This is a genomic window from Acinetobacter sp. WCHA45, from assembly GCF_002165255.2.
GTDB lineage: Bacteria > Pseudomonadota > Gammaproteobacteria > Pseudomonadales > Moraxellaceae > Acinetobacter.
The window spans coordinates 2684403-2698725 of the sequence record NZ_CP028561.1 but is presented as its reverse complement, the minus strand read 5'-3'; the positions used below and the strand labels follow the sequence as shown (position 1 = coordinate 2698725).

The following is a 14323-nucleotide window of genomic DNA, read 5'->3' as shown; positions in this document are numbered from 1 at the left end:
GGCTTAGGGTATTTGAAAAACTTTTAAAATAGATCAAAAAAGCCGACTTGGAAAAGTCGGCTTTTTGGTGTTTACGATAAATTAAATCTTAAATACTTGATTTTCCTTAGATACTCTAATTTAATTTCGCATAAGCCGTATTATGTTAATTTCAGAGAAACTACTTAATAAAGTTCTTATATCCAAGATTTAAACATCTTTTCCATTCTCTGAACTGCCTTCCTATATTCTTTATTGGATACGTAATTAGCCCCACCACAGATTTCCGCATCCTGATCAATAGTTAAGGACCTAGACTCTCGATAATTTAAAATTACATCTAAAATTAAATAGCTTGGAATGTATCGAGCTTTATCATCTGAACCCGAAATATACATTCCTGCCCATTTGATCTCCGATTCATTTATTGTAAATACAGTTCCACCACACATTCCTGAGTAATCAAATCGACGTGGTCTAAGTAACTGAATACAATTACTATTTCCTATATTGATGCCGTAATCATACCATCTGGTAAATAAGGTACTATGTGTGGCAGTTCCTGTGATAGGAACTACATCATTGTCCTCCCAAAAATAGGGATTTTTTTCTGCAGGATAGCCACTAAATCCCATAAGACTATTATTTACTTCAGACTTAGATTTCACAACATTGTTTAAGTTATTTAAATTCACATAGTTTTTAACTGGCTGCATTGGGTAATATATTTCTAGTAAGCATAAATCTTCTAAATCAATTCCTTCAGCAGTTTCAAATACTCTTAGTTTGAATATTTCTCCAATAAACCATATTTTTCTTACGTAAAGAAAATCAAGAAGTGAATCTGAAAAGCTATCTGACTTATTAATCCAATAAGGTGAATGATTATAAAAATTGTTTAATTGTATTTCATCGCCTATATCATCTCTAAATTTTTGTAAACAGTGTCTTGCTGTAAGGAAAAAATATTTGTAATTAAACCAGATTAATATTCCTGATACATGAGATCCAACAGCTGTAGGTTTATAACGACCTTCCATTCCGCCATCCGAGTGGACTTTAAGTAGTCGTCTACTAGATTTAGTGACAGGATCATTTGAAGAGCCCAAGATTAGTTCTAATATTCCAAATGTAATCATATATATTAATGGTTTATCTAGATTGTTAATGATTTTATATGAAAACCAATTTATAAACTTGATTATGTCCCCATTTAACATAATGAGCGTTATATGAAATTAAATTTAAAAAGTTTAAACTTTTTAAATTGTTAAGGATTTTGTTGGCATTTTATAAAAGGTAGAATAGTTGTGTTTGAAACAACTTGATTATTTTGTAAACATATCTAATATCTATTGCCAATAACAAGAGCGCTCCGTCGCTCTTTTTTATTACTTAACTTTATAAAATTTCTCTATAAAAAATTAATAAATCATTAAATATCAAAATTATAAAAATTAAAGATATATCTTAACTTGCTGTAAGAATAATTAAGATATATCTTAATATGCATAAATTGTGCAATATGAGAAAAATAAAGATGAGACATCAATCAGATCATCGTGAAAATGAACATGATACACATCATCGAGAGCATCACCGTTCAGGTCGTCGCGGTCGCTTATTTGAATCAGGGCGAATGAAACTGTTAGTGCTGCATTTAATTCAGCAAAATCCCAAACATGGTTATGAAATTATTAAAGGAATTAGTGAGTTAGTGGGTGATGGCTATATACCAAGTGCAGGAACAATTTATCCAACTCTCACCAGTTTAGAAGAAATGAATTATATTTCTTTGCTCGATGCCGAGCGTAAACAATACCAAGTCACTGAATATGGCGAAACGTACCTGAAAGATCAGCAAGAAATGTTGACAGCCTTATTGGAAAAACTACGGATTAGACGTGAAATCCATAACAACGATCAACTGATAGAGATCCATCGAGCAATGGAAAATCTAAAAACAGCATTACGATTAAAACTCAATATCGCCGATCTACAGCAAGAACAAATTTATCAAATTGCTGAAAAGATTGATCAAGCCGCAATTGCGATTGGACGTTTATAAACACCTTATCCAATATTAATTTAGAGAAAACTTATGAAACAACATCAATACCATGTCACCGTACAACATTTAAAAGATGCGAAAGGGCAAGCATCAACTTACACCGAACGTTTAGAATTTTATACTGGAAATCATGATGATATTTTTCAGATCGTTGAACGTTTAAATAGTGCTGAATTTTTTGATGATCAAACCACGAAAGCTTTTGCGGTGGGTTTAAAACTTTTCAGCGAAGTGATGCTGGAAAATAAAGATCATCCACTATTCGAAGAATTCTTGCCACAGTTCGGTCAATTTATGAAGAATCTAAAGCAACATGTAAAGAAACAGGCTGAATGAGTATGGGGACAAATGGCATACAACAAACAAAGAAGAATTTCTTTACTAAATTACCCGCAAAAGTTGAATAATAATACAGATTGTCTCATGCATAGCACTCTGTGTATTACCAAAAGACTATATTGAATACTGTTGATATTGTTAAGATCAATAAAACAACTCATTGCAATAGCATAGGTAAAAGAGAGTAATATCATGAGTAATAATAACAATTACGATATTTCTGATTCAAAAGATTGTGAAACTTATATCAATCAGTTTATTCAAGAATTTACGATTCGCTCGGCAGAAATTGGTAAGGGCACAATCATTAAGCGAGCCTTGCCGAGTCGTCAAAAGCGTTTGGTGGGGGCATGGTGTTTTCTGGATCATGCAGGGCCAGTGAGTTTTCCCGCTGGAGATGGTTTGGATGTAGGACCGCATCCACATATTGGTTTGCAGACTTTTACATGGATGATTGAAGGCACCATGATGCACACCGATAGTCTTGGTTCAAAACAACTGATTCGTCCTAAGCAAGTGAATTTAATGACGGCGGGGCGAGGAATTTCGCATACCGAAGTTGCACCTGATACTGAAACTAAAATGCATGCAGCACAGCTTTGGATTGCTTTGCCTGATGACAAGCGCAATATGGAGCCAAAGTTTGAGCATTATCCAGAACTACCGGTGGTCAGTAAGGATCAGGTTGAATTTACCATTTTAGTGGGGGATTTTCTTGATATGGTTTCTCCTGTGCAAGTACATACACCTTTGGTTGGTGTGGACTTAACCGCACAAGCGAATACTAAAACCCGTATTCCACTCAATCCAAACTTTGAATATGCTTTTATGGCACTTGAAGGCATTGCTCAGGTCAATGGGCATGAACTCAATGCCGATAATATGGTGGTGTTGGAAACGGGGCTGACTGAAATCGAAGTTGAACTGACTGAAGGTCATCGTGTGTTACTCATCGGGGGTGAACCGTTTGAATCACCAATTTTGCTGTGGTGGAATTTTGTTGGGCGTACGATGCAAGATTTGCAACAAGCACGAGAAGATTGGATCAATCATGATGCCCGTTTTGGTGAAATTCCTGATTATCAAGGGAAGCGTCTCGAAGCACCTGTACTGCCTGAGCAAATGAGGGCTTCAAAATGAGTGTGATTGCGAGTGCAAAAGTTCAAGTTTTAGCCGAACCGTGGAAAGGAGTGGAAAAGAGAGGTGATAAGTGGCTCACACCAATTTCTAACAGATAAACCCGAATCTTTTGGTGGACATGACACGGGACCTGCACCTTATGATTTTCTGACTGCAAGTTTAGCATCATGTACCATGATTACCTTAGGCATGTATGCGCAGCATAAGCAAATAAACTTGGGTGATTTTCAGTGTTGAAGTTGATTTTCATACCAACCGCGAACAGCAAGAAAAGATGACACATCGTATTATATTTGAGCAGATTCCATCACAAGTGTTACAAGAAAAGCTGCTGAATGTATGTAGTAAAACACCGGTGACGAAAACTTTGTTACGCAGTTTAGACATACAAACCGTGATTGTTTGAGACTAAAATGCTATTGTGCTTGGGCAAATCATAATTCTAAACGTAACTGTGAGAGGGATTCATACAGCAGTTGCGTAGACAAAGCAGGCACAAAAATGATTACCTTACATTACCTACAATGCTCACGTTCGTTCCGTATTTTGTGGGCATTAGAAGAGCTTGGTATGGACTACCAAGTTGAGTATTATCAGAGATTACCTAGCTACGCAGCTCCTGAAAGTTTGAAACAGATTCATCCGCTAGGTAAAGCACCAATTCTGGTGGATGATGAGAATGTCATTGTGGAGTCGGCTGTTATTTTAGATTATCTGCAACAGCAGTATGATGTTAAACAACAGTTCAAACCGCAGCAATTCAAAGATCAGCTCCAATACTCGTATTGGATGCACTACGCTGAAGGCTCTCTCATGCCTTTATTGGTGATGACTCTCGTCATCAATAATGTGAGTAAGCATGTTCCGTGGATTATTCGACCTGTTGCTGAAAAAATTACCGATGGCGTGAAAGCTGGCTTTGTTCGCCCTCGAATGAAAGAACATATGCTATATCTGGAGCAGTATTTGGGAGAGCATGATTATTTTGCTGGAGCTTTTTCTTTTGCAGATATTCAAATGGCATTTCCACTGATTGCAATTCAAAATCGACTACACGGGAAATATCCCAACATTCAGGCTTTTGTCCAGCGTATTCAGCAGCGTCCAGCGTTTCAGCGAGCTGAGCAGAAAAGTTTAAATTCACAGTGCGCATAAATTTTCAAACATGAAAAAAGGGAGAACAACTGGTTCTCCCTTTTTTCATTCATGAAGATTTTTATCGTTTAATTACAATTGAATCAATGCCGCTATGTTGCAGGGTTTGTTGAGCAGCAAGTGCTGCATCTTGGCTATCATAAGGACCAGAGAAAACACGATACCATGTTTGCCCATTTTCAACCGTTTTTATAACATCGGCAGATAAACCATTCAGAATAATTTCTGCACGACGTGCATCAGCACTGTCAGGATCAGGATAGCTACGTACTTGTAAGATATAACTGGCTTGATCTGGTGCAGTTGGTTCAGTCGAGGTGATCGTTATTGGATCTTCAGTGGTCGTTTCAGGTTTTGGTGATTCAATAATCACGACATTACCTTGTTGTTTGGTTTCAGGGACAGCCTGTTCAGGGATTGGAGTAACTTGTTGTTGTGGCAACAAATCGTAGAAACGATAATCTTTGTTGGTATCTTCTTCTTGATAATGATCGGAGGTTACCTGATTTTTTGCTGGAACAGGTTGCCATGGTTGCCATAGCATGAGCATGACACCAACACATAGAATCGCAAGAATCGCGACAAGCATTCCCAACCATTTTGGAATGAGTGGTTTTTTGGGTTTGTTTGGTCGTTCAGATACACCACGTTGCGTTTTTCCAAACACCTGAAATTCCTCTTGATTCTATTAGATTATTTGTAACTTGAATCTGGTTAAAAACAAAGCATTATGTTTGAAAATAATGCTTTGTTTAAGATATTGCCGACCAATGATAGGCTAAGTTTAAAAGTAGATCTGTATAGCGTTGTTAACAACAATATTTCAGATTCAAACTTTTTATTGCAACTGTGTATTGATTACATCGCTTCAGGAGCAGATACACCCAGTAACTCTAAGCCATTACGTAAAACTTGTTGTACGTTAATTGAAAGTAATAAACGCGCTTGTGATAAAGGAATATTTGTTTCATCAACAAATTTAACGCCATCTTGAGCATACCATCCATGAAATAGCGCAGCTAAGTCTTTTAGATAATTACCAATTTGATGTGGTTCGTAGACATTTGCAGCACGAATCAAAATTTCAGGATAAGCTGCTAATTTAGCGAGAATCTCTGTTTCAGTCTCTAATGCTAACAGATTAGCAACTTGGCGAGCAGATGCGACATCAAACGTAATGCCTTTCTCTTTTGCGCGGTTCAAAATACTATTTACACGTGCATGGGCATACTGAATGTAGTACACCGCATTGTCTTTGCTTTGAGAAACGGCAAGGTCTAAATCAAAGTCGATATGTTGTTCTGATTTACGCATCACGTAGTAGAAACGCGCCGCATCGTTGCCGACTTCTTTACGTAGATCACGTAAAGTCACGAATTGACCTGAACGAGATGACATTTGTACCATCTCGCCACCACGCCATAAACTCACGAACTGAACTAAAAGAACAGTCAGTTTTTTAGAGTCGTAACCCATTGCATCAATCGCAGCTTTTACACGTGAAATATAACCGTGGTGATCTGAACCCCAAATATCAATCAAGTCAGTATAACCACGTTGCAGTTTATTCAAATGGTAAGCAATGTCAGATGCAAAATAAGTGGTTTGACCATTACGACGTTTGACCACACGGTCTTTCTCATCGCCAAATTCAGTTGATTTAAACCAAATATTGCCATCTTTTTCATAGAGAAAGCCACGTTGATCAAGCGTCGCAAGTGCTTCATCAATTTTTTCGGTTAGCGAAGCTTCGCTAAACCATTCATCAAAAGTCACGCCAAAGTCAGCAAGGTCATCTTTGATATCATCCAAAATGGCATGTAAAGCCGCTTGGTGAAATACGCGATAGCCCGCACCTAACTGTTGTTGTGAATTGGCGATTAAGCCATCAATGTGTTTTTCTTTATCACCAGACAGAATAACTTTATTGCCTTCGGCATCGAGTTCTTCAGCATATTGAACATCTTCAGGCACATCGTTGTAAATGTCAGCAACTGGACGAACGTGTGCATCGCCATCTTGATCAATAATGCTTTGTGCGATTTCTTTAACATAGTCGCCTTGATAGGCATTTTTAGGGAAAACAAGCGTTTGCCCAGTCAATTCTAAATAACGTAAATAAGTTGATGTTGCCAAAATATCCATTTGGCGTCCTGCATCATTGACATAGTATTCACGGTCAACTTGTGCACCTGTTGCTTCTAAAAGGTTGGCAACAGTCATGCCGTAAGCTGCACCACGACCATGTCCCACATGCAGACTAGATGTTGGGTTTGCAGAAACAAATTCGACTTGGATTTTTTTAGCTGCATTGGCTTGGCTGCGTCCATATTGGTCTTTTTGTGCTTGAATTTGATCAAGTACAGCGAAGCGTTGGTCTGCGTTTAGAAAGAAGTTAATAAAACCAGGCCCTGCGATTTCTGCTTTTGTAATGTCAGCGACTTCAGGTAGTGCTGCTAAGATTTTTTCAGCTAAATCACGTGGTTTCATACCAGCAGCTTTAGAGCCGATCATAGCAATATTGGATGCAAAGTCACCGTGACTTCGGTCTTTGGTACGGGTTAAATGGCTCGTGTTTGTCCAATCTGAAGGAAGTACCCCTTGTTGTTGAAGGGATTGTACCGCATGATCAAGAGCTGCTTGTATTGCCGTATTCATAGTTACCGAAATAAATGTCGCAGAAAAACGTCAAATATAGCAAATTTTAGCAGCTTAAGGGGAGAGTGATTGAAGTGGAATTAACATATTCATATAAATCTTTCGAGTTTATTGATTAGAGATGCTGTGCTTACAACATCTCTTCTCTTGTGTTATAGATTAAAAAATACGAGAACCTTTAATCCATCGCATTTTGCGGCCAAATTTATAATTATCTCCCTCAATACTTAAAATTAAGACGGCTTGATTTAATGGCATATTATTTTGAATTTCTTGTAAAACATCCTCAATTCGCTTTTTATTGGTGAATTGGTACCAACGAGTCGTTGAAAATGCCAAGACATAACAGGGTAAATGTGTCAAATAATCAACTTTCTTTTTGACGAAATATGCTTTCTTTAAATCCTTGATTTTGCTCAATGCATCTGTGAGCTGTTGTAACTCGATTGAACTTAAATCATGTGGGGTGAACTTATTGTTTAAGTGAAGCTGATTTCGCTCTTGTTGTGCAAGACTCTCTAATTCAAGACGCTCTACAAGTAAGTGGTGATAATGTTGAGCTTGATCTGGTTGTCCTTGTTGCCAATAAAAATCACGTAGTCTTTCATAGCAAGTTGTCTTCATAAATTCATTCAGTTCTGCGGCACGAATCATGTAGACACAACCTTGATCATCATTTTTTTCTAATAATGCTCTGCCATATTCCAAACAAATTTCAGCATGTTCTGGTGCTTTTTCATGAAGTGCTGCCAATTGTTGACATGCTTGCTCTGTTTGTTTGGCAATAAAGAGCGTGAGTTGAGCACGTTCAAATGCTTCATCAATATTCAAATCATCGCTCTGTTGTTTTTGATCAAGTTCTATAAGGCGCTGTTTGCCACCTTGGATGAACTGGTATCTTTCTTGCCACGAAGAAGAAATATTACTTTGCCACATTTGGTCAAAATTGGCGGTCACTTTTTCGAGTTGCTTACCAAGTAGGCGATCTGCACGTTGTTCAGCAGAAGGGTATTTAAACTCAGGAACTACCCCAATTGCTTTTAAACGATCTTGTAATGATGGATGCGTATCAAGATGCGTTGTCATTTGTTGCATCGACACTGACAACCATGCTGTAGTATTTTCTTTCTCTAATTCATGTGTCAGAGCATGGGTGAGATTAAAGAACGGTGTCATCACAGGTTGTGGCATATCATCCGCATGTTTATAAATTTCAGTCCAATATTTTTCATCAAGATATTGGCTAATAATACTCACAGTGGTTAATGCCTCGGCTGTAGATTGCGAAGAGGTTAGTTGAACCGCGATGGCATCTGCTTCATATTCATTTGCCTGTGCAAGAGGGAAAGAATAAGCCGTAAAGTATGGGACAAAGCGATTGAGAAAAGGTCTAAATAAGAAGTCTCCTCGACTTTGGTTCTGTTCTAATACCTCGACTAACTGCGTCCAACGAATACGTTGACGATAAATCCAGTTTGAAAATTGTGCATGATTTTTTGCGAGATGACCAAACTCATGAGCTAGAACCGCAGTAAATTGTGCTACGGTTAAGGACTTAAGTAATGGCAACCCTAACAATAAATAATTTTGAGAAGAGCCTAAACCTAGAAAACGAGGGATTTGAACAACGCCAGCATTTAAGTCTTCTACGATAAGCACTTTATGAAAATCAGGTGCATTGAGCTGTTGTTGTAATTTATGAATAATCTCAAATAATTCAGGAGCATCCGTAGCAGTAATTGCATAACCCTGAGGTGGTATTTGCTTAACCCACAAAGATCGTAAAATGACCCAAATAAAAAAACCAACGATTAGAATGAGTTTAATTGCAAAAGCTTTTAAAAATAGAATCGACATCAGTAATAAGGGAATGAGGGCTAATAAGAATAAAATCATGATTCCTATATATAAATTTCCTAAAATAGCCAGCATAAATACTTTTAATTGATAGGTTTTAGGATTTTTTTTGATTTTCTCTTGTAGCTGGAGAATGAGCTTTTCAAATCTTTCATTTTCTGAATATTGCGTATTGTTCATATTTTTTCTTTAAACTGATTATGATTTAAATAATTCTCTTTGCAGCATATTAGATTGAGTTAGATACTATTTATGCTGCAAAGTTTTTTATTATATTGAAGAAATTTTATTCTTTTCAATTCTAAATTTTATAATTCAATAACTTCTTCGAGTAATTCATCACTTGGTGCGAAATAATATGCCCCATCAATCGCAGTAGTGAAATGCAATAAACGGTCATGAATACCATCACCTGTGGTACCGAACATTCGTTTTAACATGGCATCAATAATGCTCAAATTATTGGTATAGGCAACAAAAAATAGACCTTGTTCACCTTTACCATCACCATAAGGCAAACTGTGACGCAAGATTTCCATTTCTTCGCCATCCTCATCTTCTACCACAGTACGTGCGACATGTGAATTTTGGGGTTTGATGTCATCATCAAGTTCAATAGATTCAAGTTTGGTACGTCCAAAAACATGTTCTTGAGCATCGACTTTGAGTTGTTGCCATTTTGCTAAATTATGAATATAGCGCTGTGCAAAAATAAAGCTGCCATCTGCAAAAGCCCCTGCTGTTTCTGCAAGGAGCGCAGCTTCAGCACGGTCATCTGGGAACTGAGGGTTTTCTGTACCATCAATAAAGCCTGTCATATCGCGACCATCAAAGAAACGGAAGCAAGCACGCTCATCTAAAACATCAACTTTGCTTTGAATACCATTGAAGAAAGCTTGACTGATCGCAAAGCAGATATCAGCACGAGCACTCGCAATGTGTATAAATACATCCGCGGGAACCACAGGCATGTCAAAAGCCCCATGTTGCGGGTCAAGCTGTCTAAAGTCCTCAGGTGTCTGAGAATAAAGCTTTGACCAAAGCTCAGGACCAAAGGCAATCGCTGTTTTAATTTGATCGTTAGGGTGTTGGGTAATCAGACGATCACGGGTTGAGAGCAGAGCTTCAATCTGCTGTTTGAGTTCAGATATGCTTAAATCTTTTAAACGCAAAACAATAAAACGAGCATGATCAGATGGTAATGGAAGAATGACGGATTGAGCAGTCATGAAGCTCTCCTTGGTTCGTTATTTTTAAATGATACAAAGAGATGATTTTGCCCGATGTGAGCAGTGCTTAATAGCTTATTTTTTGACGATTTTTACGATATTGGTGATCGTTAAAATAATAGTCGACATAGCATCCAAGTATTGAATGCTAAGATTGGAAACATTTAATTGGTTTTAAAATTCGGTAAGAATTTTTGTACTGCAAAAATAACGGCAAAGCAAAGCGCCATACATAAAACGATACTGAGACCTGTGGCAATATTTAACGCCGCACTAGACCATAAGCCAACCGTCACAGCCAATTGAGCCAGTAAGAATGCCCAAATCACCATTTGTTTAGGTGAATGTGCAAGTAAGCGTGCGCTTAGTGCAGGAATCACCAGTAATGCACCCATAAGGAGTGAGCCAACAGCACGGAGCGCAAGTACTGTAAATAGCGCCAATAACAGCATGAAAATCAAGCGTTGCCAATTGGCTCTCACCCCTTCACTCATTGCAATATCGGGATCAATTGCAATTTGAATTTGTGCAGACCATGAACGATACAAAACGATAAGCGAACCTACAATCACGACCGCAAACATGGGTAAATCAGACCATTCAATACTAAGAAGATCGCCAAATAAGTAGCTTAATAATTCGGGGCGTAAACTCGGAATATGCTGAATTAATAACAAACCAGAGCACAGTAATGTCGCTGAACTTAATGCGAGTAAGGCATCATTAGGGAGGCGGGAGTCATGCAGTACCCATAAAATACCAACCAGTAAAGCAGCCAGAAAAGCGACCCCTAACCAAAAGGGTAGATGTAGTAAGGCTGCAATAGCGACGCCTAATAGCGTGCCATGTGCCATGGTATCAGCAAAAAAAGACATTCTGCGCCAAAGCATCAGACAGCCGAGTGGTGCTGTCAGAAATACCAAAAGTGACCCCATGATCCAAGCAGGTAATAGCAGTTGTAACCATTCCATCATCGCTTAGACCTTCGGTTCAGGGTGAATGTGTGGACGTGGATCATGAGAACAGGGTTCCGCATGATCGCTATGTCCACAATGATTGTGATGGTGCTGATAGAACATCCGTTGCGTACCAAAAATCGCTTGGTATTCAGGATGCTGCTGAATACTTTCAGGTAAACCACTACAACAAATGTGTTTATTCAGACAAACAACGCGATGCGTGCCTTGCATTACCCATTGTAAATCATGTGACACCATCAATACTGCACAACCGTAGCGTTCAGGAAGGCTTCTCACATAGTCGTAAAGCTCAGCTTCGGATTGAATATCCAAACCTTGCATGGGTTCATCAAGCACTAGGATATCGGGTTGGCGGAGTAGTGCACGTGCCAGTAAAACCCGTTGTCGTTCGCCACCTGAAAGTTGTTGTACTTTAGAGGCTTGTAATTTTTGAATGCCCGTATCCCGGATAATTTCTTCGCGTAAATCAGCGGCACAAACTTCTAGATCCAGTAAATCTTGAACCCGTAATGGAAGACTGGCAGAAGGGTTGAATTTCTGTGGAACGTAAGCGAGTTTTAATTTCTTGGAAAAGAGCACCTTGCCTTTATTGGGTGCCATGATGCCAAGCAGTACTTTAATTAAAGTTGATTTACCTGCACCATTTGGACCAATTAGCGTCACAATTTCTTTTGCCTGTAATGCAAAATCAATATTTCTTAAAATATCTCGTTCGTCACGTCGAACAGAAATATTCTCCAACTGAATAAGTGGAGCGCTTATTGGCGTGTGTTGCACTGATGACATTTTCCAGAAATTTCAATAATGCTGTGTTGGGCAGCAAATTGGTCAGAAGCAGCAAGTTGATCGAGCTGTTGAATTAATCCCTGTGCTGAAGCCTCTTTCACTGAATGACATTCAGTGCAGATCAGAAAAGCAGCTTGATGCCCTTCACGTGGGTGGCAACAAGGAATATAGGCATTAATTGAGGTCAGTCGATGAATTAGACCTTTTTCTAATAAGAAGTCTAAAGTTCTATAAACTGTAGGTGGGGCAGCAGGGCGGTCTGCTTGACCTTTGATTTTAGCCAGTAAATCGTAAGCGCCCATTGGAGCAGAAGCATTTAGAATGAGTTCAAGCACTTCTTTACGTAAAGGTGTTAAGCGAGCGCCAACTGCAGTACACAAAATTTCTGCTTCAGCAATGCGAGCCTTAATATCGTGATGACCGTGAACACCATGTAAAGCATTGTTATGTTCATGTGAACAAGAACTCATAGGTAGACCTCATTGTTTTTGTAGAATCTATTGCTTTTCATTCGCTCATCGGCTTTATGATATTGCAATAGACCCATTATCATAACATGCAATTCAATATAACCATCTATATAAGTTGAAGCTCGGCAGGCGAGCGCGACAAATCTAAAAAAGACATAGGTGTTTTTTAACTTTTGTTATAATATAACACGCTTCGCTGAGTTGAGTAATGTTGTGATGTCCCGCCTAATAGTATTTGTTTTCTTTTCAATGTTAAGCACATGGGGATGGACTCAAAGTTTAGTTGTTTCAACGCATCCAATTTATTTAATTGCTAAAGAGGTTACAGCAGGCATAGAAGAGCCTGTTCTTTTACTTGGCGATCAAACAGGACATGATGTACAACTCACACCCGCTCATCGTAAGGCGATTCAAGATGCTTCGCTGGTATTGTGGCTAGGTAAAGTACATGAAGCGCCTTTAGATAAGTTGCTTAATCAAAACCCTAAAGCAATTGCACTTTTAGATTCTGGTATTTTGACGATTTTACCGCAGCGTAGTTTGCGTGGTGCTGCATTGGCAAACACCGTAGATAGTCATGTCTGGTTAGAGCCAAACAATGCAGTGCGAATCGCTTTCTTTATTGCAACTTTACGTTCACAACAATATCCAGAAAATAAAGCCAAATACATGGCGAATGCAAAAGAGTTTTCGCAACAAATGCTGCAGGTTTCACAGCAATATGAAAGTTCCAATAAAGCAAAACCTTATTGGTCTTATCATGATGCCTATCAATATTTAGAAAGAGCACTCAATTTGAAATTTGCTGGAGCATTGACTGATGATCCTCATATTGCACCTACAGTAGCTCAAATTAAATTCTTAAAAGATAGTCGCCCTAAAACACAAATGTGCTTGTTGGCTGAAACATCAGCAAGTCGTGGTCAATATCAAAAGCTAAATCCAGTCGTGTTCCAACCAGTTGATGAAAGTATGCGTGGTCAAGATAATTTTGTTGCGGCATGGAAAAAATTGGCTACAAAAACTGATAAATGCGTATTAAGTACACAAAATTGATGAGAAAAATAAAAAACCAGTTGACTCTATCGTCAAAAAATGGACCAGCGAAAAAAACAGACTTAAGTCGAGAAAAGATTGCATGTTCATGGGTGTAACTCTATAATGCCTGCGATTCGAAACAATCATGATTAAAACTTGTCAAGCAGTTATGCTGTAAGTGGGTAAAAAATGAGCCGAACTAGTCGCTTGATTGACCGACGATTAGCAAAAGCTTTGGTCTTCTTACAGGCGTGTATGATTCCTGTTGCAGCTTTGCTTGCATGGGTGATAAAAGACACTACTGCTGCCCTGAGTGCTGCGCTTGGAGCGCTGGTTTGTTGGTTGGCGCATTGTTATTTTGCCTGGCAGTCGTTTAGAACGGCAGGCGCAAGAGCATCAAAACAAGTCATGCTGAACATGTATCGAGGGATGCTGGGTAAGTTTGCAATCGTGATCGTGGGTTTTATTTTAATTTTGAGCAATGTCAAGCCGTTGTCAGCGGTTGCGTTGTTTTGTGGATTTATCCTCGTTCAGGCCATGTCGTGGGTCGCGCCATTTTGGGTGTCACGTCTACAAAAACGAGTTTAAAACACATTTAAGATTTTTTGGAAGTGTGAGTGA

At 38.6% G+C, this 14323-nt stretch carries 14 protein-coding genes and 1 pseudogene; 7 read left to right on the top strand and 8 right to left on the bottom strand.

Annotation, left to right across the window (positions count from 1 at the left end; genetic code table 11):
• Window positions 1-176 precede the first annotated feature (176 nt).
• Window positions 177-1019, bottom strand: coding sequence for a hypothetical protein (locus CDG55_RS14375; protein WP_162620843.1), 843 nt, complete (start codon window positions 1017-1019; stop codon window positions 177-179).
• Window positions 1020-1519: 500 nt separating this feature from the next.
• Here CDG55_RS14375 and CDG55_RS14370 point away from each other — a divergent pair, with 500 nt between their 5' ends.
• The 5 genes and pseudogenes from CDG55_RS14370 (at window position 1520) to CDG55_RS14350 (ending at window position 4684) form a co-directional block, all read left to right on the top strand.
• Window positions 1520-2047 (top strand): PadR family transcriptional regulator, encoded by a 528-nt coding sequence (locus CDG55_RS14370; protein WP_087536708.1) that lies wholly within the window; start codon window positions 1520-1522, stop codon window positions 2045-2047.
• A gap of 33 nt (window positions 2048-2080) precedes the next feature.
• Window positions 2081-2386 carry a DUF3861 domain-containing protein gene (locus tag CDG55_RS14365; RefSeq protein WP_004665235.1) on the top strand — a complete coding sequence of 102 codons (306 nt, stop codon included), beginning with the start codon at window positions 2081-2083 and terminating at the stop codon, window positions 2384-2386.
• Between the two features lie 195 nt (window positions 2387-2581).
• Window positions 2582-3529, top strand: coding sequence for a pirin family protein (locus tag CDG55_RS14360; protein WP_087536709.1), 948 nt, complete (start codon window positions 2582-2584; stop codon window positions 3527-3529).
• Window positions 3526-3935, top strand: a pseudogene (locus CDG55_RS14355) (OsmC family protein). Before CDG55_RS14360 ends, CDG55_RS14355 begins: the two are co-directional and overlap by 4 nt.
• Window positions 3936-4030: 95 nt before the next feature.
• Complete coding sequence (locus CDG55_RS14350; protein ID WP_087536710.1) at window positions 4031-4684, top strand: glutathione S-transferase family protein; 654 nt, start codon at window positions 4031-4033, stop codon at window positions 4682-4684.
• A 61-nt stretch (window positions 4685-4745) separates the two neighbouring features.
• On the opposite strand, the gene CDG55_RS14345 is transcribed toward CDG55_RS14350, so the two are convergent.
• From CDG55_RS14345 to CDG55_RS14315, 7 genes are all read right to left on the bottom strand, one after another.
• Window positions 4746-5351 carry an SPOR domain-containing protein gene (locus CDG55_RS14345; protein WP_087536711.1) on the bottom strand — a complete coding sequence of 202 codons (606 nt, stop codon included), beginning with the start codon at window positions 5349-5351 and terminating at the stop codon, window positions 4746-4748.
• 191 nt (window positions 5352-5542) lie between these two features.
• On the bottom strand, window positions 5543-7342 hold the full coding sequence (gene argS / locus CDG55_RS14340; RefSeq protein WP_087536712.1) for an arginine--tRNA ligase: 1800 nt from the start codon (window positions 7340-7342) through the stop codon (window positions 5543-5545).
• A 159-nt stretch (window positions 7343-7501) separates the two neighbouring features.
• Window positions 7502-9379, bottom strand: coding sequence for a M48 family metallopeptidase (locus CDG55_RS14335; RefSeq protein WP_087536713.1), 1878 nt, complete (start codon window positions 9377-9379; stop codon window positions 7502-7504).
• Window positions 9380-9507: 128 nt separating this feature from the next.
• Window positions 9508-10428: a Dyp-type peroxidase gene (locus CDG55_RS14330; RefSeq protein WP_005155317.1), complete on the bottom strand. Its 921-nt coding sequence runs from the start codon at window positions 10426-10428 to the stop codon at window positions 9508-9510.
• A gap of 164 nt (window positions 10429-10592) precedes the next feature.
• The gene (znuB, locus tag CDG55_RS14325) at window positions 10593-11402 is read right to left on the bottom strand and encodes a zinc ABC transporter permease subunit ZnuB (RefSeq protein WP_087536714.1); all 810 of its coding nucleotides are present in this window, start codon (window positions 11400-11402) and stop codon (window positions 10593-10595) included.
• Between the two features lie 3 nt (window positions 11403-11405).
• Window positions 11406-12194: a zinc ABC transporter ATP-binding protein ZnuC gene (gene znuC, locus CDG55_RS14320; protein ID WP_087536715.1), complete on the bottom strand. Its 789-nt coding sequence runs from the start codon at window positions 12192-12194 to the stop codon at window positions 11406-11408.
• On the bottom strand, window positions 12167-12664 hold the full coding sequence (locus CDG55_RS14315) for a transcriptional repressor (protein WP_087536716.1): 498 nt from the start codon (window positions 12662-12664) through the stop codon (window positions 12167-12169). Before CDG55_RS14315 ends, znuC begins: the two co-directional genes overlap by 28 nt.
• A 216-nt stretch (window positions 12665-12880) precedes the next feature.
• Between CDG55_RS14315 and CDG55_RS14310 the strand changes: the two genes are divergently transcribed.
• Together CDG55_RS14310 and CDG55_RS14305 are read left to right on the top strand one after the other, a co-directional pair.
• Window positions 12881-13720, top strand: a complete 840-nt coding sequence (locus tag CDG55_RS14310) for a metal ABC transporter substrate-binding protein (protein WP_087536717.1) — start codon at window positions 12881-12883, stop codon at window positions 13718-13720.
• 171 nt (window positions 13721-13891) lie between these two features.
• The gene (locus CDG55_RS14305) at window positions 13892-14290 is read left to right on the top strand and encodes an ATP synthase subunit I (protein ID WP_087536718.1); all 399 of its coding nucleotides are present in this window, start codon (window positions 13892-13894) and stop codon (window positions 14288-14290) included.
• Window positions 14291-14323 lie beyond the last annotated feature (33 nt).

Coding starts and splice junctions, on each gene's coding strand:
- CDG55_RS14375 (WP_162620843.1), bottom strand. CDS start 1,019: ATGGAAGGTCGTTATAAACCTACAGCTGTTGGATCTCATGTATCAGGA.
- CDG55_RS14370 (WP_087536708.1), top strand. CDS start 1,520: ATGAGACATCAATCAGATCATCGTGAAAATGAACATGATACACATCAT.
- CDG55_RS14365 (WP_004665235.1), top strand. CDS start 2,081: ATGAAACAACATCAATACCATGTCACCGTACAACATTTAAAAGATGCG.
- CDG55_RS14360 (WP_087536709.1), top strand. CDS start 2,582: ATGAGTAATAATAACAATTACGATATTTCTGATTCAAAAGATTGTGAA.
- CDG55_RS14350 (WP_087536710.1), top strand. CDS start 4,031: ATGATTACCTTACATTACCTACAATGCTCACGTTCGTTCCGTATTTTG.
- argS (WP_087536712.1), bottom strand. CDS start 7,342: ATGAATACGGCAATACAAGCAGCTCTTGATCATGCGGTACAATCCCTT.
- CDG55_RS14335 (WP_087536713.1), bottom strand. CDS start 9,379: ATGAACAATACGCAATATTCAGAAAATGAAAGATTTGAAAAGCTCATT.
- CDG55_RS14330 (WP_005155317.1), bottom strand. CDS start 10,428: ATGACTGCTCAATCCGTCATTCTTCCATTACCATCTGATCATGCTCGT.
- znuB (WP_087536714.1), bottom strand. CDS start 11,402: ATGATGGAATGGTTACAACTGCTATTACCTGCTTGGATCATGGGGTCA.
- znuC (WP_087536715.1), bottom strand. CDS start 12,194: ATGTCATCAGTGCAACACACGCCAATAAGCGCTCCACTTATTCAGTTG.
- CDG55_RS14315 (WP_087536716.1), bottom strand. CDS start 12,664: ATGAGTTCTTGTTCACATGAACATAACAATGCTTTACATGGTGTTCAC.
- CDG55_RS14310 (WP_087536717.1), top strand. CDS start 12,881: ATGTCCCGCCTAATAGTATTTGTTTTCTTTTCAATGTTAAGCACATGG.
- CDG55_RS14305 (WP_087536718.1), top strand. CDS start 13,892: ATGAGCCGAACTAGTCGCTTGATTGACCGACGATTAGCAAAAGCTTTG.